20 protein-coding genes and 1 pseudogene are annotated in these 23,009 nt (G+C 65.7%); 19 read left to right on the top strand and 2 right to left on the bottom strand.

Features of this window, described 5'->3' with window-relative positions:
• Nucleotides 1-88: 88 nt before the first annotated feature.
• From R3O64_RS11985 to R3O64_RS11945, 9 genes are all read left to right on the top strand, one after another.
• A complete protein-coding gene (locus R3O64_RS11985; RefSeq protein WP_230307979.1) occupies nt 89-592 on the top strand; it encodes an ECF transporter S component in 504 nt (167 codons plus the stop codon).
• A gap of 107 nt (nt 593-699) precedes the next feature.
• The gene (locus tag R3O64_RS11980) at nt 700-2,946 is read left to right on the top strand and encodes an ATP-binding cassette domain-containing protein (protein ID WP_339016990.1); all 2,247 of its coding nucleotides are present in this window, start codon (nt 700-702) and stop codon (nt 2,944-2,946) included.
• Between the two features lie 166 nt (nt 2,947-3,112).
• The gene (locus R3O64_RS11975; protein WP_339016989.1) at nt 3,113-4,192 is read left to right on the top strand and encodes a saccharopine dehydrogenase; all 1,080 of its coding nucleotides are present in this window, start codon (nt 3,113-3,115) and stop codon (nt 4,190-4,192) included.
• The gene (locus tag R3O64_RS11970; RefSeq protein ID WP_339016988.1) at nt 4,189-5,232 is read left to right on the top strand and encodes an ABC transporter ATP-binding protein; all 1,044 of its coding nucleotides are present in this window, start codon (nt 4,189-4,191) and stop codon (nt 5,230-5,232) included. Before R3O64_RS11975 ends, R3O64_RS11970 begins: the two co-directional genes overlap by 4 nt.
• Nucleotides 5,229-5,981 (top strand): ABC transporter permease, encoded by a 753-nt coding sequence (locus tag R3O64_RS11965; RefSeq protein WP_070517740.1) that lies wholly within the window; start codon nt 5,229-5,231, stop codon nt 5,979-5,981. Before R3O64_RS11970 ends, R3O64_RS11965 begins: the two co-directional genes overlap by 4 nt.
• Complete coding sequence (locus R3O64_RS11960) at nt 5,978-6,715, top strand: ABC transporter permease (RefSeq protein WP_070523826.1); 738 nt, start codon at nt 5,978-5,980, stop codon at nt 6,713-6,715. The genes R3O64_RS11965 and R3O64_RS11960 overlap by 4 nt, the downstream gene beginning before the upstream one ends.
• A gap of 73 nt (nt 6,716-6,788) precedes the next feature.
• Entirely contained in the window at nt 6,789-7,472 is a 684-nt protein-coding gene (locus tag R3O64_RS11955) for a class I SAM-dependent methyltransferase (RefSeq protein ID WP_154762581.1), read from the top strand.
• Nucleotides 7,469-9,247, top strand: a complete 1,779-nt coding sequence (locus R3O64_RS11950) for an ABC transporter ATP-binding protein (protein WP_339016987.1) — start codon at nt 7,469-7,471, stop codon at nt 9,245-9,247. The genes R3O64_RS11955 and R3O64_RS11950 overlap by 4 nt, the downstream gene beginning before the upstream one ends.
• Nucleotides 9,244-10,977, top strand: coding sequence for an ABC transporter ATP-binding protein (locus R3O64_RS11945; RefSeq protein ID WP_339016986.1), 1,734 nt, complete (start codon nt 9,244-9,246; stop codon nt 10,975-10,977). The genes R3O64_RS11950 and R3O64_RS11945 overlap by 4 nt, the downstream gene beginning before the upstream one ends.
• 17 nt (nt 10,978-10,994) lie before the next feature.
• Here R3O64_RS11945 and R3O64_RS11940 read toward each other — a convergent pair whose 3' ends face one another.
• Nucleotides 10,995-11,162, bottom strand: coding sequence for a hypothetical protein (locus tag R3O64_RS11940; RefSeq protein ID WP_154762579.1), 168 nt, complete (start codon nt 11,160-11,162; stop codon nt 10,995-10,997).
• Between the two features lie 9 nt (nt 11,163-11,171).
• The gene (locus R3O64_RS11935) at nt 11,172-11,342 is read right to left on the bottom strand and encodes a hypothetical protein (protein WP_154762578.1); all 171 of its coding nucleotides are present in this window, start codon (nt 11,340-11,342) and stop codon (nt 11,172-11,174) included.
• A 329-nt stretch (nt 11,343-11,671) separates the two neighbouring features.
• Here R3O64_RS11935 and R3O64_RS11930 point away from each other — a divergent pair, with 329 nt between their 5' ends.
• The 10 genes and pseudogenes from R3O64_RS11930 (at nt 11,672) to R3O64_RS11885 (ending at nt 22,950) form a co-directional block, all read left to right on the top strand.
• Nucleotides 11,672-11,980 carry a hypothetical protein gene (locus R3O64_RS11930; RefSeq protein ID WP_141761409.1) on the top strand — a complete coding sequence of 103 codons (309 nt, stop codon included), beginning with the start codon at nt 11,672-11,674 and terminating at the stop codon, nt 11,978-11,980.
• A 529-nt stretch (nt 11,981-12,509) separates the two neighbouring features.
• Nucleotides 12,510-12,668: pseudogene (locus R3O64_RS11925) on the top strand (three-helix bundle dimerization domain-containing protein); the annotation flags it as partial.
• A 94-nt stretch (nt 12,669-12,762) separates the two neighbouring features.
• Nucleotides 12,763-14,715, top strand: coding sequence for a glycosyltransferase (locus R3O64_RS11920; RefSeq protein ID WP_070523817.1), 1,953 nt, complete (start codon nt 12,763-12,765; stop codon nt 14,713-14,715).
• On the top strand, nt 14,705-15,232 hold the full coding sequence (locus R3O64_RS11915) for a phosphatase PAP2 family protein (RefSeq protein ID WP_070517733.1): 528 nt from the start codon (nt 14,705-14,707) through the stop codon (nt 15,230-15,232). The genes R3O64_RS11920 and R3O64_RS11915 overlap by 11 nt, the downstream gene beginning before the upstream one ends.
• Nucleotides 15,229-16,236: a decaprenyl-phosphate phosphoribosyltransferase gene (locus R3O64_RS11910; protein WP_167595716.1), complete on the top strand. Its 1,008-nt coding sequence runs from the start codon at nt 15,229-15,231 to the stop codon at nt 16,234-16,236. The genes R3O64_RS11915 and R3O64_RS11910 overlap by 4 nt, the downstream gene beginning before the upstream one ends.
• 48 nt (nt 16,237-16,284) lie before the next feature.
• On the top strand, nt 16,285-18,030 hold the full coding sequence (locus R3O64_RS11905; RefSeq protein WP_070523808.1) for a hypothetical protein: 1,746 nt from the start codon (nt 16,285-16,287) through the stop codon (nt 18,028-18,030).
• A gap of 144 nt (nt 18,031-18,174) precedes the next feature.
• A complete protein-coding gene (locus tag R3O64_RS11900) occupies nt 18,175-19,206 on the top strand; it encodes an alpha/beta hydrolase (protein WP_250224301.1) in 1,032 nt (343 codons plus the stop codon).
• A gap of 302 nt (nt 19,207-19,508) precedes the next feature.
• Nucleotides 19,509-21,422 carry an alpha/beta hydrolase-fold protein gene (locus R3O64_RS11895; protein WP_369815760.1) on the top strand — a complete coding sequence of 638 codons (1,914 nt, stop codon included), beginning with the start codon at nt 19,509-19,511 and terminating at the stop codon, nt 21,420-21,422.
• A gap of 10 nt (nt 21,423-21,432) precedes the next feature.
• Nucleotides 21,433-21,957 carry a hypothetical protein gene (locus R3O64_RS11890; protein WP_339016985.1) on the top strand — a complete coding sequence of 175 codons (525 nt, stop codon included), beginning with the start codon at nt 21,433-21,435 and terminating at the stop codon, nt 21,955-21,957.
• 54 nt (nt 21,958-22,011) lie between these two features.
• Nucleotides 22,012-22,950 (top strand): cutinase family protein, encoded by a 939-nt coding sequence (locus R3O64_RS11885; protein ID WP_070624342.1) that lies wholly within the window; start codon nt 22,012-22,014, stop codon nt 22,948-22,950.
• Nucleotides 22,951-23,009 lie beyond the last annotated feature (59 nt).

Here is a 23,009-nt window from a genome sequence, read left to right as displayed (position 1 = left end):
CGGCGACGCGGTGGCGTCGCAGACGGACGACGGGCGGTTGGTACACGTCGCACCGGTCGCAGCGGGTGGCCGACCATCCACCCGCGATATGCTCGTCGCCGCCGCGATCGGCGTCGCGGGGTCTCTCGTCGTCGTGCCCCTGACCTACCTGCAGGTGTTCGCCGGCATCGCCCACGTTTATCTCGTCGCGGCGACGCTCGGGTTGTGGTTCCTGCAGTGCGTCGTTCCCCTCATCGTCGTCCGCAAGCCTGGCGCGAGCCTCATTGCGTGCCTTGCCATGGGCGTCGTGTCCGCGGCGACCACCCCGTTCGGCGTCGCCGCGATCGGGGCGCTGATCATGGAAGGATTGCTCATCGAGCTTCCATTCATGGTCACCCTGTACCGGCGGTGGACGCGTACCCAGTTCGTGGCGTCGGCGATGTTGTTCTCCGCGCTGATGGGAACGATGGCCCCGCGCGCAGTTGGCGTCGACTCGCCGACCACGCCCATGACCCTGATCAGCTTCGCCGTAGCCTTGGCCTCGAGCTTGGTGTTTTTGGTCCTGGGCTTTGCCGTCGCAAAGGGGCTTCGCAGCCGCGGGGTCACCCGGTGACCGGCGGAGCACCCGCGTGCGCCGGTGCGACACGCGGGACGGCCCCGGCCCGGTTACGGGTTAGGGGCGCGGGCGTGCGGCACGCCGATGGGCGATGGGCACCCGACATGGTGGATCTCTCCTTCGATTTCGGCACGATCAACGCCATCACGGGACCCGTGGGATGCGGAAAGACAAGCCTGGCCCACCTCATCGCTGGACTGATTCCCTCGCACATCCCCATCGACCATGCCGGATTCGTGCACATCGTCGATGCCGACGGCACCGAACGCCCCGTGGACGGGGACCGGGTCACCTTCGTCGGGCAAGACCCGGCGACGCAGGTGCTCACGCTCCGAGTCGTCGATGACGTGGCCATGGCCCTCGAGTTTTCCCTCGTGGAAGCCGGTATCGTCGCCAAGCGATCAGCCGAGGCTCAATCGGAGCTCGGGCTGTCAGAGCTCGCGGAGAAGGATCCGTGGGCTTTGTCGGGCGGGCAACGCCAGCGGATGGCCATCGCTGGTGCGGTGGCCAGGGCGCCGGAGGTCATGATCTTCGACGAGCCCGCCGCCCACGTCGACGAGGACGGTCGGCGGGCGCTGTTCGCCGCCATCCGTGATTTGCGGGCCCCGGGGCGCGTCATCCTGCTCATCGAGCACGACCTCCGTCCGTTCGACGGGTGGGTCGACACGGTGACAATCCTCGATGCGGACGGGAGCGTCGCCGCGCACGGAGCGCCGGAGGGTATCGCGGTGAAGGGCATTGCGACGTCGGCCGCGACCGCCGGAGCGCCGGACGCCAGTACGCCGGGCACGGGGGCACCGGACCGTCTCAGTCCGGACCGGCGGCGAAGGCCCCGGGGAGCCGGGGATGGCGCCGATCCGGAATCGGAGGCGGACGCCGTTCCACTGCTGGCCTTGACCGGAGCCCATGTGGCCCGGGGCAGGGAGCGGATCCTGAACGGGGCCGATCTGACACTGGAACGGGGCGAGATTCATGCCCTAGTCGGTGCCAACGGAGTCGGTAAGTCCACCTTGCTGGCGGTGCTGTCGGGCCAGATGAAGGCGGGAGCGGACCTCCGGATTGACGGCGCGTCCGCCCGGCGCGTCCCCGACGCCTTCGCGTCGTTGGCGTTCCAGAACCCCGAGCACCAGTTCACCCGCGCGACCGTCGCCGCGGAAATCGACTCCGCGTTGGCCGGCACGGACCCGCACGGACCACTCGGCGCCGATGAGCTGTGGAAACTGCGGGAAGCCTTGTGCCCCCGGGCACTTGACCCCGTCTCGCCGTTCGTCCTGTCGGGCGGACAGAAAAGACGGTTGGGCATCTTCCTGGCGGTGGCGGCCAATCGCCGTTTGCTGCTTCTCGACGAGCCGTTGGCGCACCTGGATTCGCCGAGCTCGCGCATCGTACTGGATACGCTGGCGGAATACGCCGGGGCCGGCGGAACCGTTGTGTTCACGTGCCACGACCGCCGTGCCGCGCGAACGTGGGCGGATCGGGCGAGCATCGTCGCCGAAGGGAAGGTCGCCTGGTCTGGTCCCGCGGCCGACGTGCCGGCTGCCCCGGAGTCGTCCCGGCGGGATCGCGCACTGCCCGCGGCCGGCGCAGGGACGTCCGGGAATGAAAGCCCCTGGACCAGTGAATCCGCCTCTCGAAGGCGCGCAGGGTTGAACGCCATCACGATTGTCGGGGCGGTGATGCTCGTCCTCGTCGCCGGGCTGCTCTCCGGCGGAGACGCCGTTCTCGCTCTGACGGGGGTCGCGTTCCTCGCACTCGCTGCGATCGCGGAACGCGACGTTCGGGCGACGGCGGGGAAGGTCCTCCTCGTCCTGTTGATCGGGGTGTTCTTCGGCCTGCTCGGGTGGCGCTCCGAGTTCTACGGAGGTGGGGATACGGCGGAGGCCGTCCGCCACGGCATCCATCACGGACTGCTGCTGACGGCCGTGTTCGCGGGGACGGTCCTGGTCTCCGCGTGCATGCGCGTCGAGGAGCTCTTCGACGCCATGGTGCAACGCCTCCGGGTGCCCTACACATGGTGCACCATAGCGATTTCCGGGGTGAGCATCGCGGCGTTCCTGCGCAGCGAAATCCCCCAGCTGACATGGGCGATTAGATTGCGCTCGATGCAACCAGGGCAGTTTTTCCGCTCCGGTTTCATTCGCGCGACGACGCCCGCGCGCATCGCCTTCCCCTTGTTCGTCAGCGCCGTGCGCGGCGCCGAAAAGCTGTCCCTGACCCTGGCGATGCGCAACTTCGGCCGCCATCCGCGGCGTACCTTCCGCACCGATCACCCCTGGCGAGTGCGTGACGGTTTCGCGGCCGCAGCGTCCGCCGCGGCCTTCGTTGCCGCCCTGGTGTCCGCAGTGACTTGACGGGCACCCGGAATCGGCGGGCCCCGAGCCCGCGAGCGTTTCCGAGCCTGTACGGAGACGCGCCCCACCCAGTTGCTTCAACCCTTCAGACACATCCTCCGGGTCGCGCCATGCGGGCCCGGTCCGCCCGGCACCGGCATGGCGCCGACAACCGAAAGAGGTACCAGTGAACACGATCCGGACCATCAGCGACGTGCTTCGGGACAAGGCCGATGAGACGAAGAAGGGGATCACCTTCGTCGAGAATCGGCGGGACGTCCTCGTCCCGTACGGCCGGGTCCATGCGGAGGCGGTGGCGGCTGCGACTCGGTTGGCCGAAGCCGGCATCGGCCCGTTCGAGGTGCATGCAGACTCACTCGCCCGTGCTTGCATCGACTCAGGCACCAGGTACATCGACGTCAACGATTCGATCGACGCCCGCCGCGCAATCATGGCCCTCGACGGGGATGCTCGGCGGGAGGGGGTTCCCGTGCTCACCGGGTTCGGCCTGTGCCCGGGCTTGTCGACGGCCCTGTTGATGCTCGGGGCCTGCGCTGCGGGGGCCGAAGAGGTCCGCGATGTGCGGGTCGATCTGCGAATTGGCGCCGACCAGGAATCCGGGGCCGCGTCGGTCGAGTCGATGTTCCGGACCATTCGCGGCGGATACCGCTCGATGCTCGGCGGCGCCATCGTCGAAGTGCGGCGCAACCTGGTGTCGTCGCAAAGCGGAATCGGCTACGAATGCCCGGACATCGACGTCGTACGCGGGGTGTGCCCCTCGATCCTCGGATTTTCCTACCACGTCGCCTTCGATGCTCTCCCCGATGAGTCGGTGGAGAAGATCCGCACGTCGAGACTGTACGCGATGCCCGTCGTCTCCGGTCTGCTCGCCCGTCTCGGGGCGGCCGTGACGTCGCGGAAGGCGCGGGCGAACGGCACTTCGCAACCCGCCGAGCTGGTCATCGCACTGTCCTCCGCCGGCGCGGGCGATGCGGGGTCGGCGGCCGAGACAACCGTCGTCCGGGCAACTGGCCCGGGTTCCTACAAAATGACCGCGGCCATTGCCGCCGCCACCGTTGCGTCGGTCGCGGGGAAGCCGGTCGCGCCGGGGTGCCGGGATCTCGTCAGCCACCCCCGGCTCCTCGAACCGGTCCTCGCCTTCGCCCGCGATGCAGGCATCCATATCGAAACGCCGCATGACAACCCGACCACGGGGCCACTGCCGGCAGCGGCCCACTGCGACACCAAAGAAAAGGAGAAACGATGACGGATCAAGCTGAACGGGGTGCGGCGATCGTCGTCCGCGACCTCACGAAGAGCTACCCGATTGCGGGCACAGCCGGCACCGCGCCCGAAGGCGGGGCAGGTGCTCCGCCGGACGGCGGGCGCAAGGGAAAGCGCGGCGCCCGGATGCGCAAGCATGTGCTCGACGGCGTGAGTTTCACCGTGCCCGCCGGGTCGATCGTGTCGTTCCTCGGCCACAACGGCGCAGGCAAGACCACCCTCATCCGAATCCTGTCGACGCTCATCACCGCAGACTCCGGCGAGGTGAGCATCTTCTCGCGCGATGTGAAAGAGGACCCGGCGGGCGTGCGCGCCGACATTGCCACCACCGGCCAATTCGCGGCGATCGACGAGAACCTCACCGGCCGGGAGAACCTGGAGTTCTTCGGGCGTCTGCGCGGACTCGACCGCGCCGACGCGGCCGCCCGCGCGACGGAACTGCTCGCGCAATTCTCGCTCGCAGACAGTGCCTCGACGCTGGCGTCGGCCTATTCGGGTGGCATGCGGCGCCGTCTCGACATCGCCGCGTCGCTGTGCGTCGTGCCCAGGCTGCTGTTCCTCGACGAACCCACGACGGGGCTGGACCCTGTCAGCCGCGAAGAGCTGTGGGGCTTCATCCGGCAACTGCGCGACGACGGAATGACCCTGGTGCTGACCACCCAGTACCTGGAAGAGGCGGAGGCGCTGGCAGACCACGTCCATCTGCTCAAGGACCGCCGCATCATCGCCAGCGGAACGCCGGAGGAATTGCGTCGCGACTTCGGGTCGCACGTGCTCCGCGTGTCCTTCGCCACTGCCGCCGGGGCGGAGGCGTTCGCCCGCTGCCTAAGGGGAGCGTGTCTGGACCGTGCCCGCGTCGCGGGGAAGTTGGTGTCCCTCGACGTCGACCCCGGACCGCAGGTCCTCGAGGCGGTGGCGCGGGCGATGGAGGCCTCGGAAACGTTGCCGGATTCGCTGAGCGTGTCGCCGCCCACCCTCAACGAAGTGTTCATATCGATGAACGCGGGGGGTGTGGCGCGATGAGTGCGACGTCGGTCGCGGCGTTCCTCCGTCGGGATCTGCTGCTGTTGCGACGCAACACCGCGTCGCTGATCTCCATGTTCGTCGTTCCTCCCCTCTTCCTGCTGTGCCTGTACGCGGTGTTTGGGTACTCGGCAGGGCAATCCGGCTTCGGGTACCTGCGTTTCGTGCTCGGCGGCTGCCTGTTCCAGGCGGCGATGTTCACCGCCGCGGCGTCGGCGATGGCGGTGGGACAGGACGTCGAATCCGGGCTCGTCGACCGCGTGCGCGTGCTGCCCGGGGCCACAGGCGGCTATGTCGCCGGCAGGCTCGCCACCGATGTGCTGCGGATGTCCGCGTCGATCGCGGCGCTGCTGGTCGTCGCGTGGTCCTGCGGCCTCGACATGGCTCTCGGTGACGTCGCGTGGACAGTCCTGTGGTCACTGCTCGCCGCCGCGGTCCTGTCCCTGGTCACGGACGGGGTGATCCTGATGGTGCCCGCCCCGGTGTCGACAGCCTCATCGATCCAGGCGCTGGAAATGCTGCTGCTCATGTTCTCCACCGCGTTCATTCCGGCGACCGCTTTGGACGGCTCCCTGCGCGACGTCGTACGTCACATGCCGTTTTCGCCGATCATCGAGGTGATCAGGGCGGCGTCCCCGGATGCCTTCCCGGATAGTGCCGGGGAAGAGGCAGCCCTGTGGCTCGGTGTCGCGGCGGTCGCCGGAATCGTCCTGTTCATCCGCCGGTTCACCTCGAGGAGCGAATCATGATCGGCCCCATCTTCGTGCATCTGCGGCGCATTGCCCACATTTGGCTGCGGCGCCCCGACTTCTGGTTCATGACGTTCATTGCTCCGCTCGTGTACCTGTTCATCGTCAACCGCATGTTCGGTAGCCTGGTCAGGCAGCTCACCGGAGAGTTCGAACTCCCGAACGCGGTCATCCTGGTCGTGACGACGTGGGCGTTCATCTTGGCCATCACGGGATCGTCCACTGTGTTCGTTGAACGCAGCAATGGCCTCCACGAGCGGTTGATCACCATGCCGGCGCCGTACGCGGCCGTGCCGGTCGCACGGATCATCGCTGAGTTCATCCGGATCATGGCGATGTCGGTCGTCGTCGCGGCGGTGGCCGCCTTGCTTTCCGACAGCCCCCCTGAGGCGTCCTGGTGGTGGAGGATCGCGGTGACCGGCGCGATGGTTGCCGCGGCGGCCGCATGCACCGGCACGTACATCGCGTTCTCCATCACCAGCCCCCAGGGCTCCGTGGCCCTCATCCCGTTAATCATCGTTGCGATGTTCGTCAACACGGTGCTCATGCCCGCCGACCACTTCCGTCCCCTCCTGCGCGGAATCGCCGGGCACACCCCCGTATCCGCGGCCGGCGAGGCCGTCAACGGCACCGGGGCTGCGGGTCTGGTGGTCTGCGCGGCCTGGTTCTTTGGTATCGCCGTGCTCGCGGCGTGGGGCATCGCCGTGAAAACGAGGCCGGGGGAGTCTGCATGACGGCCCGCGAATCCGAGCATCTAACCCGAAACCGCCGCGTGGACGCGGCCCACACACCCGGAGACAGAACCAGATGAAGTCGATCGCCCAGATCGTCCAGAACAACCGCAGGCTCCTCGCGGCCTACGAGGACAAGGTCGAGCCGAGGTTCCTAAGCCGCTATGCGCGCGAACCGATGGACGCCGCCGCCGTGTACCGGAAGCTCCGTGCGCTGGATCCCGGGCCGGATGCGCCGGCCCGGGTCCTCGACCTCGGTTGCGGAACCGGGTGGCTCGCCCGCACGCTCGCCGCTGAGTCTCGCTATCGCAGGGCGAACATCGTCGGCTACGACCTGTCGCCCAATGCGATCCGCATCGCCCGCGAACGCGCCGCCGCCGACGGGCTCGGGGCCCGGACGGAATTCCACGTTGCCGACATCCTCACGCCGCTCGCGGGAGAGCCCGGCGGGGCCTGTGAAATCTGGGTGTGCGGCGCGCTCCACCAAATGAAGGATGCGGGAGCCGCGCTCGGCAGGGTCTCCGGGCTGCTCGCCGACGGCGGCATCGCTTACGTGCAGACGTTAGTCGAGGATCCCGATGTGAACGAGCGGGTCGACATGGCCGTCATGGCGAAGATGGGCCACCGGGTGTTCCGGGGCAGCGAGCTCGAGGACCTCGCCGAAGCCAACGGGCTGAAGCTGGACGGAGCCTCACGCGCCGGCATGGTGTATTTCTGCACTCTCGCGAAGAAAAGCGCGATCGGGGAGGCGGGGAAGTGAGCGCCGTGGACGGGACCGTCGGCCCGTGGTCGCTGCTCGCCCCGATCCGGACCCGGATGCGTGCGGTGGTCGCGTTGTCCGTCCTGTCGTCGGTGGCTACCGTCGCTTCGCTGGTCGGCATCATCGACATCGCGATGACGTACCCGGAGGCCCCGGTGCATCGGACGTGGTTGGCCGTGGCTGTCATCGTCGTCGCCGCGACGGTGCGAATGGCTGCAGACGGCGCCGCCGGCATGCTCTCGCACCGGGCGGATAACGACCTGCAGCTCCACCTCCGGCGCCGGTTGGTTGCCCATATCCGGAAGCTGCCGCTGGGCTGGCTGGACGCCCGGCGCTCGTCGGGGATCATCGGGTCGGTTGAGAAGGACGTCGCGGCCGTCCACCAGCTCATGGGCCACACCGTCGGCGAGACCGTGGTGGCGGTGCTGGTTCCCCTGCTTTCCCTCATCGCGCTCGTCGCGGTCGATTGGCGGATCGCGGCGGTGGCGGTCGTCCCAGTGCTGGTCACCTTCGCCCTGATGGGCATGATGATTTCGCGCGGAGCCGATCTTCAGCGCGACTACGAGCGAGCCTCTGAAAAAGTGACGGCTGCGGTCATCGAGTTGGTGCGCGGCATCCCTGTGATGAAGTCCTTCGGACGCGCCAGCCAGGGCGCGGGCCGCTACGATGCCGCGGCGTCGTCGTTCGTCCGCGCGTGGTCCGCCTGGTCCCGGCAGTCGAACATCTATCTCGGGCTCATCGACGTGGTGACGTCCCCGATAACAGTCCTCGCAGTGGTGTGCGGCGCCGGCCTCGCTTTGAGGGACACCGCGGGCGGCAAACCGGAGGGTCTCGTCGCCGGGCTGGTTCTCGGCCTTGGACTCTCCGCGGCGATCGTGCGGGTGGCCATGAACTCCGAACCCATCATCGCGGGGATCGCCGCCCTGAAGTCCATCGCGGAGGTGCTGGGCACGCCGCCGATCACCGAGTCCGCCGAGCCGGTGCCCGTGCACGGAGGCGCGCTTGAGGTTCGGAACCTGGTCTTCTCCTACGGGGATGGGCCGCGGGTCCTCGACGGGATGTCCGCGACGTTCGAACCGGGGACCCTCACGGCGCTGGTGGGGTCCTCCGGTTCCGGAAAGTCCACCGTCGCCCGGCTGTTGGCGCGTTTCCACGACCCTGTCGAAGGCTCGGTGCTGCTGGGCGGCGACGATCTTCGCGACATCGCCGTGCGCGACGTGCACCGTTCGGTGTCGGTGGTGTTCCAGGATCCGCAGTTGCTCACGCTGCCCTTGCGGGAGAACATCCGGCTGGCCAGGAGAGACGCCACCGACGGCGAAATCATGGCGGCCGCGAAGCTCGCGAACCTCGATACGGTCATCGCGGCGCTGCCGAAGGGCCTGGATTCGGTGGTCAACGTCGACGTGACCTTTTCCGGTGGTGAGGCGCAGCGCGTGGCCATCGCGAGGTCGATTGTCACGGACGCGCCGGTGCTCATCTTCGACGAGGCAACCGCTTACGCGGATCCGGCTTCCGAGGCCCTCATTCAGTCCGCAATCGAGCGTTTGGCTCGTTCGCGGACGGTGATCGTGATTGCGCACAGATTGAGCACGATCCGTAACGCCGACCGCATCCTCGTTCTCGATGGGGGAGCGGTCGCGGAGGCGGGCACCCACGACGAGTTGCTTGCGCGCGGTGGCCGCTACCGGGATCTGTGGCGCGCGTTCGCGCTCGACGACGAACCATCCGCCCCGCGGGGCACTGAAGCAGACGATGAAAAGGCAGGGAACCGATGATCCGGGACTTGTGGTCGATGACGGATCGGCGCTCGAAGATGACGCTGGCGTGGCTCATTGCGTTGGCCGCGCTTGCCGCGCTGGCACAGGGTGCGGCGTTCGTCGCGCTGCTGCCGCTGCTGTCGGCTCTGGCCGTGGGAGATGATGCGACGGCGTGGCGTTTCACCGGCGTCATCGCCGGCCTCGCGGCCGCCCATGCGGTGCTGTCCCTCGCCGCGGGGACGGTCGGCAGGGCGAATTCCGCAGCGGTGCTGTCGTCCCTGCTGCGTTCCCTGGGCGAACGCGTGCTGACGTTGCCACTCGGGTACGTCACCAAGTCCACGGCCGGCCGCTTTTCGGAGATGGCGTCTTCGGGCATGGCGTTCGCGGCGTCCGTGCCGCACGTGATCCTGCGGCCCGTCATCGCCGCGGTGGTTACGCCGACCGTCATCGCCTTCGGAATTCTGGCGGTGGATTGGCGCGTCGGTTTGGTTCTTGTCGCGTCGGCACCGGTGCTCTTCTTCGCCTACCGGGCCATTGGCCGGGTCGGCGGGGAGTCGGACGAAGCGCATGCTGACGCCGTCGCTGCCGTCTCCGGCAGGCTGATCGAGTTCACCCGCGGCCAGCAGGCGATTCGCGCCGCGGGCGACGGTTCGGCGGCGGACGCGATGGTGGATGAGGCGATCCAGGCCCAACACGATGCGTTCGCGAAGGCGACGTCGACGCAGGGGACGGCCATCGGACGGTTGGGTTCGGTCGTCCATGCGGTGTTCACAGCGGCGGTGATCGTCGCCGTGGCAGTCGCCGCGACGGGTGGGATGGCGCCGACGCATTTGGCGCCGATGCTCATCGTGCTCGTCCAGTTCACCGGACCGATCACCACGGCGGGAGCGTTGTCCGGCGGGTTCGGTGCGGGCCGCAACACGTTGGCTGCGTTGCGTGACCTGCGGGCAATCCCCGCCCTTCCCGAACCTGCCGCACCGGAGCTGCCCGACGGGCATGACGTGGAGTTCCGCGACGTGAGCTTCGGGTACGGGGATAAGAAGGTCCTCGACGGCGTCAGCTTCCGTGCACCTCAGGGAGCACTGGTCGCCATAGTGGGACCGTCGGGGGCGGGCAAGACGACGGTCATGCGGCTGCTGTCGCGTTTTCATGATCCGGACTCGGGGGAGATCCTCATCGGCGGGGTGCCCTTGCCTCGGATCGGCACCGACGGCGTGAACTCGCTGGTGACCCCGGTGTTCCAGGAGACGTTCCTCTTCGACGCGTCCGTGCAGGACAACGTGGTCTTCGCCGACCCCGGATTCGGTTCCGGGCCCGGCGACGGAGACCGCTTGCGCGAGGCCGCCCGGCGATCCGGGGTGGACCGCATCGTGGAGCTGCTGCCTTCCGGGTGGGATAACCCGGTGGGGGAGGAAGGGACGCTGCTGTCGGGAGGCGAGCGGCAGCGCGTCGCCATCGCCCGGGCGCTTCTGAAGGATTCCCCGGTGGTACTTCTCGACGAGCCGACGTCCTCGCTGGATGCGGCCACTGAGCGGGCGATCATCGGCACGATTGAGGCGTTGCGCGGCGATCGCACCGTGATCGTCGTCGCCCATCGCCTGCACACCATCCGCGATGCCGACCTCATCGTCGTGCTTTCGGAGGACGGGACGGTCGCAGAACGGGGCACGCACGATGAATTGCTGGCGAAGGGCGGCCGCTATGCCGAGTCGTGGGCGTGCCGGACGGGGAGTTCCCCGGGCGCCTGATCCTCGTCCGTCGAGGACTATCGCTCCGGTCCGGTACCGGTGCAGTGGTCCCGCCACGCCGTCCCGGTCAGCGGGTCCTCGACGATGCCCTGGGCGACAGGGTCGTAATTGAAGCCGTAGTGCTCGGTGCGGTGGGCGGGGCACACGTCTTGGACGGTGATGTTGGTGACGCCGGGTTCCCGCACGAAGGAGTTTTAGTGGGGGAGCACGGCATTGTCGTGCCGCGTGCCCAGGAAGGTGTACCGAACGCCCGGTCGAGTGATGTCGCCGATGGTCAGCTCATTCAGCAGCATGGAACCGGAGATCTGCTGTTCCCAGGCAAGCGCGTTCGTTTTGCCGGCGTTTCGGGAGTATCCGTGGCGCATCTCGGGGTGGACGTCAAAGCGATCAGCTGCGCTGTGCGCCCGGGGCCCGTGGTTCGAGGCCCGGTACCGATGAGCTGTTCGACGACCCGGTCCCGGGAATGAGGATGACGGGCAATTCACCGTCCCGGGGCGGCACCGGAAGTCGTTGGCGCCGGGGGCACCAGACCGGGCTTGGCCATGGACAGGGCCCGGGCGGCCGCGGGTGAGGTTTACCGGTGGCCGGGCCACCGGTCGGGAAACCGCCGTCCGACAGCGACGAGGGGATTCTCGTCACCTCGTCGGGGGTGTTCCTATATAGGTTGTCAACTCCGCGGGTGGGCAGTCGAACAGTGCTTTTTGTAGTTGTCTCTCTTGAAAGGTTATTGGCGTCTTTTTCGAAGATTGCTGCGGGTGTTTCAATAGTTGGTGCTCTTTCGGCCGAGCTTCATTCAGCGACAAAGGCGATAGTTCTCCCGTTGTGCTACGTGCTTGGCATTCCCGCTATTGTGTTGTCGGTTTCCCAGACAGAGGTGCTGGCATTAGAGCAGTTTGGCCAGGGCATTCAAGACTGGGATTTTCTTATCATCTTTGGTCTTCCCTTGCTATTCGTTGGATTGCTATCTGTTTTTTCTTTTTTCGCGGGGGGTGGACCAGATTAAAGTCACCACTGAGCGGCTCGCGCGAATTGGTGTTGCAACTCCGATGATCAATGTCGCACGGTTCATCGGCTTGCCTTTTTGCTACTTGACTTTGTCAATGGCCTTGTCGGTAGTTTTCGCTGTGCTGAGTTCTACATTGCATCTGGCTATCCTTGGTTCCTCATTGGGGCATGTGATGGCGGGGATTTCTCTGAAGGTTTCGTTTTCCCTTGCTGGCGTTCTTTTTGCAGCATTTCTTGTTTGTACCGGCGTTTATCTCACTTGGGGAGCAGTTGGGAAGAGGTTCGCTAAAGTCGACTCTTTGAGCTGACTGAAATAGGAAGAAAGACACTCTGATCATGTGTTGCTATGAGGAGTATCCTTCTTATTGCACAGAGTTAATAGTTGTCAGTTAGCGAAAAATTAGTCAGTATTGTTCTCTACTTTCTCAATCTCCCTCCGATTCGACACTCTCTTGAGCCTCTGACAATTGCGGCCACGAGTTCGTGACCATCGAGGTCGATTTCCTTTTGGCGCCGCAATCATAGGCGACGAAGTCGGCAAGGACATCAAGATTTGGGATATCGCTACGGCAGAAACCGTAGAGGAGACCCGCGAGCTGGCTGACGACCTCGGCGCCCGCGTGCTTTACATGCTCAACCGTCTGGGCATCGAACCCATCTCGGAGGATGCACCCCTCTCGGCTTAGCTTTCAGCCGCGTGGGAACTCAGCTGAAGAGTGCGAAACCACTAATCTTGGTTCCTGAATACTGTCGAAACCTGTGTGGAGAACCGAAAATATCGTGACTGCCAACAAATCTGCTGCGTACGAACCCGTACAGCGCATCCTGCTGCCCAAGCGTGGCGAGCCGGTCGACGTCCGCATGCTCTACCTCATCGAGTCCGAGCAAAACCGCGAGCGCCTCAGCTGGAGCGGCCGCACCTCCGTGACCATCCCGGCCGGCGAGGAAGCCTCCTTCGAGACCTACTTCAACGCCTTCCCGGCCGCCTACTGGCGCCGCTGGTCTCAGCTGAAGTCCATCGTGCTGGTGATGGACGTCGAGGGCGAGGCCAACATTTCCCTCTACCGTTCCAAGCAGGATGGCCAGCGCATCGCCGTGGCCAACCACGTGGTGACCACCGGCCACCACGAGTTTGAGCTGCCCCTGAAGAACTTCGAGGACGGCGGCCTGCTGTGGTTCGATGCCTCTGCCGTTGAGGACACCGTGCTTGCCGACGCCTCCTGGTGCGCCCCCCACGCCCCGAACCCGCAGCTCCTACCGGACGGCAGTGAGTACCCGGCGCAGGACAAGCGCGTCGCCGTGGGCATCCCGACTTTCAACCGCCCCACCGATGCCGTCGCGGCGCTGCAGGCGCTGGCAGAGGACCCGGTGGTGGACGGCATCATCGACTACGTCCTTATGCCGGATCAGGGCAACCAGCACCCGGCGGACGAGCCGGGCTACGACGACGCGGTGGCGCACTTCGGTGAGCGCTTCCGCGAGTTCCGCCAGGGAAACCTGGGCGGCTCGGGTGGGTACTCCCGCATCATGTTCGAGGCGCTGGAGAATACCGACTCGCCCTACATCCTCTACATGGACGATGACATCGCCATCGAGCCGGATTCCATCCTTCGTGCGGTCCAAGCAGCGCGCTACGCCGCCAAGCCCTTCATCGTGGGCGGCCAGATGCTCAACCTGCAGGAGCGCTCCCAGCTGCGCACCACCGGCGAGCGCGTCAACCGCGCCGACTTCATGTGGGGCGCGGCCGAGCACGCCGTTTACGACCACGACTTTGCCAAGTACCCGCTGCGCGCCATCGGTGACGCCCAGTCCCACCTCGACCCGAAGAAGTACGACTCCCGCGCGCTGCACCGCCGCGTCGACGTGGAATACAACGGCTGGTGGATGTGCCTCTTCCCGCGCGTCGTCGCGGAGAGCATCGGGCAGCCGCTGCCGCTGTTCATCAAGTGGGATGACACCGAATATTCCCTGCGCGCCGCCGCCCACGGTTTCCCCACGGTGACCTGGCCGGGCGCTGCCATCTGGCACATGGCGTGGGCGGATAAGGACGATGCCATCGACTGGCAGGCCTACTTCCACCTGCGCAACCGCCTCATCGTGGCGGCCCTTTACCACGAGGGCGATGCGCGCGGGATTACCAAGTCCATCTTCAAGTCCACCCTCAAGCACACCATGTGCATGGAGTACTCCACCATGGCCATCCAGCTGGAGGCCATGAAGGACTTCCTGGCCGGCCCGGATCAGCTCTTCGACATCCTGGAGTCCTCGCTGCCGCGCATCGCCGCGATCCGCAAGGAATTCCCGGACGCCGTCATCATCGAGTCGGCGGATCAGCTGCCCGCGCCCACCGGCGCGCCGGGCGTGCCCACCCGCAACATCGGCGGCCGCCTGGGCAAGATCAAGAAGATTCCGTGGCTCATCAAGTCTGCCAAGCACCTGGTTACCAAGGAAGACCCGGCCCATCACGAGGCGCCGCAGCTCAACCTCACCCCGGAGGAGGCCCGCTGGTTCACGCTCTCCCGCGTCGATTCCGCCACCGTCTCCACCGCGGGCGGCACCGGCGTGGCCTTCCGCAAGCGCGACCGAGAGCTGGCCCTCGAGCTGGTGAAATCCACCCGCGAGCTGCTCAAGGAAATCGAGGAGAACTTCGATGACCTGCGCGCCGAGTACCGCGCGGCCCTGCCGGAGCTGACCTCCCGCGAGTCCTGGCGGAAGGTCTTCGATGCCCAATAAGCTTTCTGTCGCCGAATCCCACGTCCTCGAGAAGATTCAGGACGTGGCCTTCGAGGCCCCCGGCGTTCTGCCCACCGCGCGGGGCTTAAGCCACTTCGGCGAGCACGCCCTGGGCTGGCTGGCTCTCTCTGGTCTGGGTGCTGCCGTGAATTACCAGAAGCCGGCGCGCCGCCGCCAGTGGGTAGCTGTTGGCGTGGGCGCTTTCACGGCGCACGCGGCCAGCGTTGTGATCAAGCGCATTGTGCGCCGCAAGCGCCCGGACTATGACTACGTCAAGGTGGGCGTGAAAACCCCGTCTAAGCTGTCGTTTCCTTCTTCTCACGCGACGTCCACAACGGCGTTCCTCGTGGGTGCCGCGCACGTTCTGGGAACCCCGGCGCCGCTCGTCGGTGTGCCGGTCATGATGGCCTCGCGTATGGTGCTCGGGGTACATTACCCATCCGATACGGCGTTCGGCGCCCTGCTGGGGGCCGCCACCGCGGAAGCATGTCACCGCTATGAAAGGAAGACCGCATGAGCGAACGACCAAACCGCGTCGACGACGGTGAGCAGAGAGTCTTCCACTCTGAGCCGCACACCTCCGGTATTGATACCGGCCGCAAGCGCAAGCCGCCGAAGAACCTCGCCGACGGCATGGTGAAGGCCCTGCGCCCCAAGCAGTGGGTCAAAAACGTCTTGGTCTTGGCCGCCCCTGCGGCCGCGGGCGCGGAGTCGCTGTTCCACTCGCGCGTGCTTCTCGACGTCCTCCTCGCCTTCATCGTCTTCTGCATGGGCGCGTCCTCCATTTACCTCATCAACGATGCCCGCGATGTGGAGGCTGACCGCGCGCACCCGACGAAACGCTTCCGGCCAATCGCGGCGGGCGTGCTTCCGGTGGGCCTGGCTTATGTCATGGCGGCGGTGCTCATTATTGGTTCCATTGGCCTGTCCTTCTTGGCCACGGCCGGACTGCACCTTGCCATCGTCATGGCCATTTACATTGGCCTGCAGCTGGGCTACTGCTTCGGGTGGAAGCACATGCCGGTGATCGACATCGCCCTGGTGTCCTCCGGTTTCATGCTGCGCACCATGGCCGGTGGCGTGGCCGCGGGCATCGAGCTATCCCAGTGGTTCCTACTGGTGGCCGCGTTCGGCTCCCTGTTCATGGCCTCGGGTAAGCGCTACTCGGAGATCCTTTTAGCGCAGCGCACGGGCGCCAAGATTCGCAAATCCCTGGAGGGCTACACCCCCACCTACCTGCGCTTCGTATGGACGCTGGCGGCTACTGCCGTGGTTATGTCCTACTCCCTGTGGGGCTTCCAGCTCTCCAACGAGTCTGATGGGCCGGCCAGCGTGTGGTACCAAATCTCCATGGTGCCGTTCACCATCGCCATCCTGCGCTATGCCGCCGATGTGGACCGCGGCAATGGCGGTGCACCAGACGAGATCGCCTTGGAGGACCGCGTCCTTCAAATTCTGGCCCTGGTGTGGCTGGCATGCATCGCCATGGCGGTCTACATCATGCCGGTAATGGTGGGCTAGCCAGCGGCGATCGGGAACAGGGCAAGGCAAGTGCTAAACTCTCTCCTCATGCGAAAATCCGATACACGTACCGCGGCCGCGCTCAGCGCGCTGGCCTCGGTCATCGTGATCGGAGTTTTCTCGTTTTGGGGTGGATTCGCCCGCCGCTGGATCTCCGACGACGGCCTGATTGTCCTGCGCACTGTGCGCAACCTTGAGGAAGGCAACGGGCCCGTCTTCAACGCGGGGGAGCGCGTCGAGGCGAATACCTCGACGCTGTGGCAATACCTGATCCTCCTCGTGCGGTGGGTAACGAACGCCCCGCTGGAATCCATCGCCGTCAACCTGGGCCTCGTGCTGGCGGTTGCGGCGATGGTGCTAGGGGCGTGGGCCACGGCACGCGCCTTCTTCCGCTCGGGCCAGTTTGCCGCACCGCTGGTGGCTCCCGCGGGCGCGCTGGTCTACCTCGCGCTGCCCCCGGCTCGTGACTTCTTCACCTCCGGGCTCGAATGGGGACTGTCCATTTTCTACCTCGCGGCCCTGTGGGCGCTGCTGCAGCACTGGGTGCAGTCCCGCGATAGCGCCAGCGCCTACTGGCTAGCGCTGTGGGCCGGGCTGTCCTGGCTCGTGCGCCCGGAGTTCGCGCTCTACGGCGGACTGGCCGGCCTGCTGCTCTTGGCGGCACACCGTAATTGGAAGGCGTGGCTGGGCATCCTCGGCGCGGCCCTTCCCATCCCCGCGGGCTACCAATTCTTCCGCATGGGCTACTACGGCCTGGTGACTCCGCACACGGCAGTGGCCAAGTCGGCGTCGTCAAGCGCGTGGGGCAGCGGCCTGAACTACCTGAAGGATTTCGTGGGGCCTTATGCCCTGTACCTGCCCGTTCTCGTGCTGGCGGGTGCGGCGTTGTGGACCTTCCGCGCCCAGCTGCGCCCGGCAGCGCTGCGCAGCGCCACGACCGTGACCTACCTGATGGTCGGGGCGGCGGCGGTGCACGTGCTGTACGTGCTGCGCGTCGGCGGTGACTTCATGCACGGACGTATGCTGCTGCTGCCGCTCTTCGCCGCCCTTCTCCCCGTTTTCGTGCTGCCGCTCAAGGGTCTTGTGTCTTCGCTCGCGGTGGCCTTCTGCGCGGTGTGGGCATTCATCATCGTGCTGCGCGGGCATCCGACGGATTGGGATGCCTATGAAAAGCCGCTGTCCATCGTGGATGAGCGTGATTTCTGGACCTATGCCACCCACCGCGAGGCGGGCCACCCGCCGCGCTCGGCGCGGGATTACCTGGGGATGAAGTTCATGCGCGGCTACGAAGAAGCCGGCGAGAAACTCGTTGGCGGAGATGCCCTGGCCACCATCTATGTGGAGGATAAAGAAAAGGACCTGCTCAACTGGCTCACCGTTCCGCGCGAGCCGGGAATGAACGAACCGCCGACGGTCTACCTGGTGAACTTGGGCATGACGTCGATGAACGCGCCGCTCAATGTCCGGGTTCTTGACACGATTGGTCTGGCCACGCCGATGGCCGCACGCATGCCCCGCGAGGAAGGCGGGCGCGTGGGCCACGACAAATCCCTTGAGCTGGAATGGCAAGCAGCACTCACGGGCGCGGACATCGAGTATCTCCCGCCGTGGTATGACAAGGACAAGACCCGCCAGGCGCGCGCCGCGCTGGACAGCCCAGAAGTGCAGGAACTCATCGCTTCCTATAGCGCGCCCCTGACGTGGGAGCGCTTCCGCGCGAATCTAGCTTTCTCGCTGACCTCGGGGCGCACGCTCATGTTGCCGTCTGACCCGAGCGATTATCCTGTCCATTAGCTTGGTGTGAGCTGGGGAGCACCCCCATGGGTAGGCGAAAATTGCCAGGGTGCGTTACGCTAAACAAGATTCTTGTTATTGATCTGTAACTATCGCTGGCGTGTTGGCGATGTAGTAGTGGCAGTAAAAACGTTAAGGAGAAACATGAGTTCACTAAGCTCTGGCCTGCGGACTCGGGTCCTCTCAGTGGTGGCAGCCATCGCTGTGGCTTTGGGCCTGGTAGCGACCGCGGGTACGCAAGAAGCATCCGCCGCCAACCGGGACTGGCTGCGTGGCGACGCCACCGGTGCCTGCGAGTGGGACCGCGTCGGCTACTGGGTGCAGCGCTGCGACGTGTGGTCCCAGGCAATGGGCCGCAACATCCCAGTGCAGATCCAGCCGGCTAAGAACGGCGGCAACGCAGGTCTGTACCTGCTCGATGGCCTGCGCGCTACCGATTCCACCAATGCCTGGATCAATGACGTCAACGCCGCGCGCACCTATGTAGACCACAACATCACCCTGGTGATGCCGGTGGGTGGCGCAGCGTCCTTCTACGCGGACTGGAACGGCCCGGCCACCTATGACTTGGTCAAGCCGGTCAACTACCAGTGGGAAACCTTCCTGACCCAGGAACTGCCGGCCTACCTGGAGGGCAACTTCGGAGTGGCCCGCAACAACAACTCAGTTGCCGGCCTGTCCATGGGCGCTACCGCTGCCATTACCCTCGCTGGCAAGCACCCGGGGCAGTTCCGCCAGGCGCTGTCCTACTCCGGCTACCTCACCACGACCTTGCCGGGCGCTCAGACCTTTATGCGCTTGGCGCTTCTCGACGCCGGCGGCTTCAACATCAACGCCATGTACGGGTCCATCATCAACCCGAAGCGCTTCAGCAATGACCCCTTCAATCTGATCCCGGAACTGGCTGCGAACGGAACGGATGTTTATGTCTCCGCCGCGTCCGGCATCCCGGGGCCGGTGGATCAGCAGCGCTACCGTCCGGAGCACATCGCGGCCGGCGTGGCCTTGGAAGGCTTTGCCAACGGCACCACCCGCCTGTGGGAGCTGAAGGCCCGCGCAATGGGCGTTCGCCTGCAGACGAATTACCCGGCACAGGGCCTGCACAACTGGGAGCAGTTCGGATACCAACTCGAACGCTCCAAGCCACAGGTGCTTAACGTAATGAACGCTTGGTAATCATCTCCTGCGTGGCCGCCGTGCTCTTGAGCACGGCGGCTTTTTCATAGACATGGTGGGCGTGTCCCCCTTCCCAAAGTCTCAAGTTAAACTTAAACTTGAGAACACATTAGACCGCTCACTACGCGTACGGTGGCGAGTTCCGCAGGAGGGGAACCTGCGGAGCCCGCTCGCGGTAGCGCGTGCCCTCATCTCGATTTACCCCTAACAAGGACTCTTCAATGCCGAACACTGCGTCAACTCAGCCCCGCCGGTCCACCAAGGTTTCCGGCCTGCGTTCCCCGTCCGCAGCCCGCAAGGGCCTGACCATCGCTGCACTGCCCACCGCCGTGGCCGTGGGCTTTGCGTTGCTGCCTATTGCAAACGCGCAGTCTTCCGGCTCTTCCAGCGACGGAATTACTGATCTTCTGGGCAGCTCCAACCTCTCCGATTCCTTCGCCCCGTCCAATCCGCCGCAGCGCACTCCGGTGGAGACCGAATACCCGAAGATCGAGGGCTTGCCGGAGGGCGTGTCCGTGTCCCGCGTTGAGTATCTGACCAACCGCCACCTCAAGGTCTACATCAAGTCCGCCGCCATGCCGGACAAGGAACAGGTCGTGCAGATCCAGCTCGCGCGTGACTGGTACTCCAACCCGGACAAGACCTTCCCGGAGGTCTGGGCTCTTGATGGCCTGCGCGCCCGCGACGACGAGTCCGGCTGGACCATCGAGACCAACATCTTGTCCCAGTACGCCGACCGCAACGTCAACCTCATCATGCCGGTGGGCGGCGAGTCCTCCTTCTACTCCGACTGGCAGAAGGAAGACAACGGCAGGCACTACATGTGGGAGACCTTCCTGATGAAGGAACTCATCCCGATCCTGGAGAAGGGCTACCGCTCCAACGGCAAGCGCGCCGTCACCGGCATCTCCATGGGCGGTACCGCCGCTGTCAACCTTGCTGAGCGCAACCCCTGGGCCTTCAAGTACGTTGGCTCCTTCTCGGGTTACCTCGATACCACCACCACCGGCATGCCGGAGGCCATTACCGCCGCGCAGGCCGATGCCGGCGGATTCACCTCTACCAACATGTGGGGTGACCTGTACTCCCAGGATTGGATCGACCACGATCCGAAGCTGGGCATCGAGAACCTCAAGGACATGAAGGTCTATGTCTCCGCCGGTAACGGCAAGGATGACTACGGCCAGATCGGCTCGGTGGCCAAGGGCCAGGCCAACATGGCCGGCGTGGGCCTGGAGGCCATCTCCCGCATGTCCACCCAGACCTTCGTTGATTACGCTAAGCGCGCTGGCGTCGAACCAGTGGTTAAGTTCCGTCCGACCGGCGTTCACAGCTGGGAATACTGGCAGTTTGAGATGACCGAGGCATGGCCTTACATCGCTGATTCCCTCGGCCTGGACAAGAGCGACCGCGGCGCGGACTGCACCCCGGTCGGCGCCATTGCGGAGGCCACCAAGTCCGGCATCATCGGTAACTGCGTGAACAACGAGTATGACGTCGCCGAGCGCGGCAAGGCCCAGGACTTCCAGGCTGGCACTGCCTACTGGTCCCCGGAGACCGGCGCCCACGCCGTGATCGGCCGCATCGGCGCTCGCTACTCCGAGCTCGGTGGCCCGACCTCCTGGCTGGGCTTCCCGACGACCGGCGAGGAAAAGACCCCCGACGGCCGCGGCCGCTACGTCCACTTCGAGCACGGCTCCATCTACTGGACCCCGGAGACCGGCGCTTGGCCGATCCCGAAGGACTTCTTCGATGCATGGGGCAAGAACGGCTTCGAGGGCGGCGACCTCAAGTACCCGGTTGCCGAGGCGCGCAAGGTCGGCGACGGTCAGGTCCAGGACTTCGAGGACGGCGTGCTGACCCGCAACCCGGACGGTTCCTTCCACATCGTCCACGGCGCCATCGGCGCGAAGTACAAGGAGCTGAAGGCTGCTGAGTCCGAGCTGGGCTTCCCGGTGGGTGAGGAAAAGGCCGTCAACGGCGGCTTCTTCCAGGAATTCGAGCACGGCAACATCTACTGGTCCATGGACTCCGGCGCGCACTACATCCTCAAGGGCAAAATCTTCGATGAGTGGGGCAAGCACGGCTGGGAGCAAGGCGAGTTTGGCTGGCCGACGGAGGACTACACCTCCATTCCGGCCGGTGGGCTGACCCAGTCCTTCCAGCATGGCGTCATCCGTGAGGTCATGGGCCAGGTCCAGGCGGATAAGAAGTAGGAGAACCGCCATGCGTCTTTTCTCCGCGCGTCCCGCCGCGGCAGCCGGCGCGGCCGTGCTGTTCGCCGTCGGTGCCCTGCTGAGCGGTTGCGGTTCCGCCACCGTCGAGGAGGGCGAGGCCACCGACACCTCCGTGGCGCCGTTGGAGCGTTCCTCCGCGGCGAGCGGTGGGGCGGCGGCAAGCTCGGCGTCAGCTAGTGGGGCGTCGGAAAGCTCTTCGTCGGCGTCGCGCACCGAAGAGGAACAGGACGGGGAGCCGGAAGACCGCGGCGCACGCGAGATCTCCGAGATCCCCGCCCCCGCTCCCGCGCAAGGCCCAGACCAGGACTTCCTGGCTGCGGTGGCGAAGGCCGGCGTGAATGTCGACGGCGTGGAAGACCAAGTGGTGGGTGCCGCGCAGGCCTCCTGCCAGGGCGATGCCGTCACCGCACCGGCAGTGGCCGGACAGCTCATTGAGCAGGGCCGCACCGAGCTTAGCCACGAGGAACTAGTCCGGCTCATCACCGAGCAGGGCCGCAAGCTCTGCGCTCAGTAACGTGGCAGGGATTTTCCAGACAATCCCGTGCCTTCTCGAGGTAGAAATTTCTTCATGCGTAAAACACTTACCGTCCTTGCCGTCGTTGTTCTCCTCGCCGTGATTGGCGGGGGAGCGGTCCACTTCCTCAACACTCGCGAGGAAGGAGAGCAAGGAAACCTTGCGGAGCCCGCCCCCTCCCAGGGGGAGGGCGAAGAAAACGCAACCCCCGAGCAACCGGATTGGTGCCCGCGCGTGGAGTTCATCTCCGCGCCGGGAACGTGGGAATCTGCCGCGGACGATGATCCGATCAACCCGGGGGCGAACCCGAATTCCTTCATGCTGTCGATTACGAATCCGCTGAAGGAGGCCTACGTTCCCGAGGACGTCAAGGTGTGGACGCTGCCGTACACCGCGCAGTTCAAGAACATTAACGCGCAGCACGAGATGAGCTACGACGATTCCCGCAACGAGGGCACCTCGCGCCTGGAGGGCGAGCTGACCTACATGCACGAGACCTGCCCGAACACGAAGTTCATCCTGAGCGGCTTTTCGCAGGGCGCGGTCATCGCGGGTGATGTGGCGGACCGAATCGGCGGCGGTAACGGGCCCGTGCCCGCAGAGAGCGTGGCGGGTGTCGCACTCATTGCGGACGGCCGGCGCCAGGACGGCGTGGGCATTAACCCGGGCGCGCACGTCGGCGGCGTGGGCGCGGAGATTGCCCTGCAGCCGGTCTCAACGTTGATTCAGGGCATCGTCCCGGGCGCCACGATGCGCGGTGAGCGCGCCAACGGTTTCGGAACGCTAGCGGACCGCACCTTCCAAATCTGCGCGCCGAATGACTCCATCTGTGATGCACCACTGGACGTCAGCAACGGCCTCGAGCGCGCCCGCGATCTTATCGACGCCAACGGCGTCCACGCACTGTATGCCTCTAATCCGGACACCATCGAAGGCACCACGGCCAACCAATGGGTGACGCAGTGGGCCAAGGACACCATCGACGCACAATAGCGCTTGGCGACGGCCTCCGTACGCCACCGCACCGCGCGCCATGTAACGGTCGGCGTAGT

This window comes from Corynebacterium hesseae, assembly GCF_037850265.1.
In the GTDB taxonomy this organism is placed as follows: Bacteria; Actinomycetota; Actinomycetes; order Mycobacteriales; family Mycobacteriaceae; genus Corynebacterium; species Corynebacterium hesseae.
The sequence above is the reverse complement of the archived record's forward strand: the minus strand, read 5'-3'. Positions and strand labels throughout refer to the sequence as shown.

Coding starts and splice junctions, on each gene's coding strand:
- R3O64_RS11965 (WP_070517740.1), top strand. CDS start 5,229: ATGAGTGCGACGTCGGTCGCGGCGTTCCTCCGTCGGGATCTGCTGCTG.
- R3O64_RS11985 (WP_230307979.1), top strand. CDS start 89: ATGCTCGTCGCCGCCGCGATCGGCGTCGCGGGGTCTCTCGTCGTCGTG.
- R3O64_RS11955 (WP_154762581.1), top strand. CDS start 6,789: ATGAAGTCGATCGCCCAGATCGTCCAGAACAACCGCAGGCTCCTCGCG.
- R3O64_RS11935 (WP_154762578.1), bottom strand. CDS start 11,342: ATGCGCCACGGATACTCCCGAAACGCCGGCAAAACGAACGCGCTTGCC.
- R3O64_RS11970 (WP_339016988.1), top strand. CDS start 4,189: ATGACGGATCAAGCTGAACGGGGTGCGGCGATCGTCGTCCGCGACCTC.
- R3O64_RS11900 (WP_250224301.1), top strand. CDS start 18,175: ATGAGTTCACTAAGCTCTGGCCTGCGGACTCGGGTCCTCTCAGTGGTG.
- R3O64_RS11905 (WP_070523808.1), top strand. CDS start 16,285: ATGCGAAAATCCGATACACGTACCGCGGCCGCGCTCAGCGCGCTGGCC.
- R3O64_RS11980 (WP_339016990.1), top strand. CDS start 700: ATGGTGGATCTCTCCTTCGATTTCGGCACGATCAACGCCATCACGGGA.
- R3O64_RS11890 (WP_339016985.1), top strand. CDS start 21,433: ATGCGTCTTTTCTCCGCGCGTCCCGCCGCGGCAGCCGGCGCGGCCGTG.
- R3O64_RS11885 (WP_070624342.1), top strand. CDS start 22,012: ATGCGTAAAACACTTACCGTCCTTGCCGTCGTTGTTCTCCTCGCCGTG.
- R3O64_RS11960 (WP_070523826.1), top strand. CDS start 5,978: ATGATCGGCCCCATCTTCGTGCATCTGCGGCGCATTGCCCACATTTGG.
- R3O64_RS11910 (WP_167595716.1), top strand. CDS start 15,229: ATGAGCGAACGACCAAACCGCGTCGACGACGGTGAGCAGAGAGTCTTC.
- R3O64_RS11915 (WP_070517733.1), top strand. CDS start 14,705: ATGCCCAATAAGCTTTCTGTCGCCGAATCCCACGTCCTCGAGAAGATT.
- R3O64_RS11945 (WP_339016986.1), top strand. CDS start 9,244: ATGATCCGGGACTTGTGGTCGATGACGGATCGGCGCTCGAAGATGACG.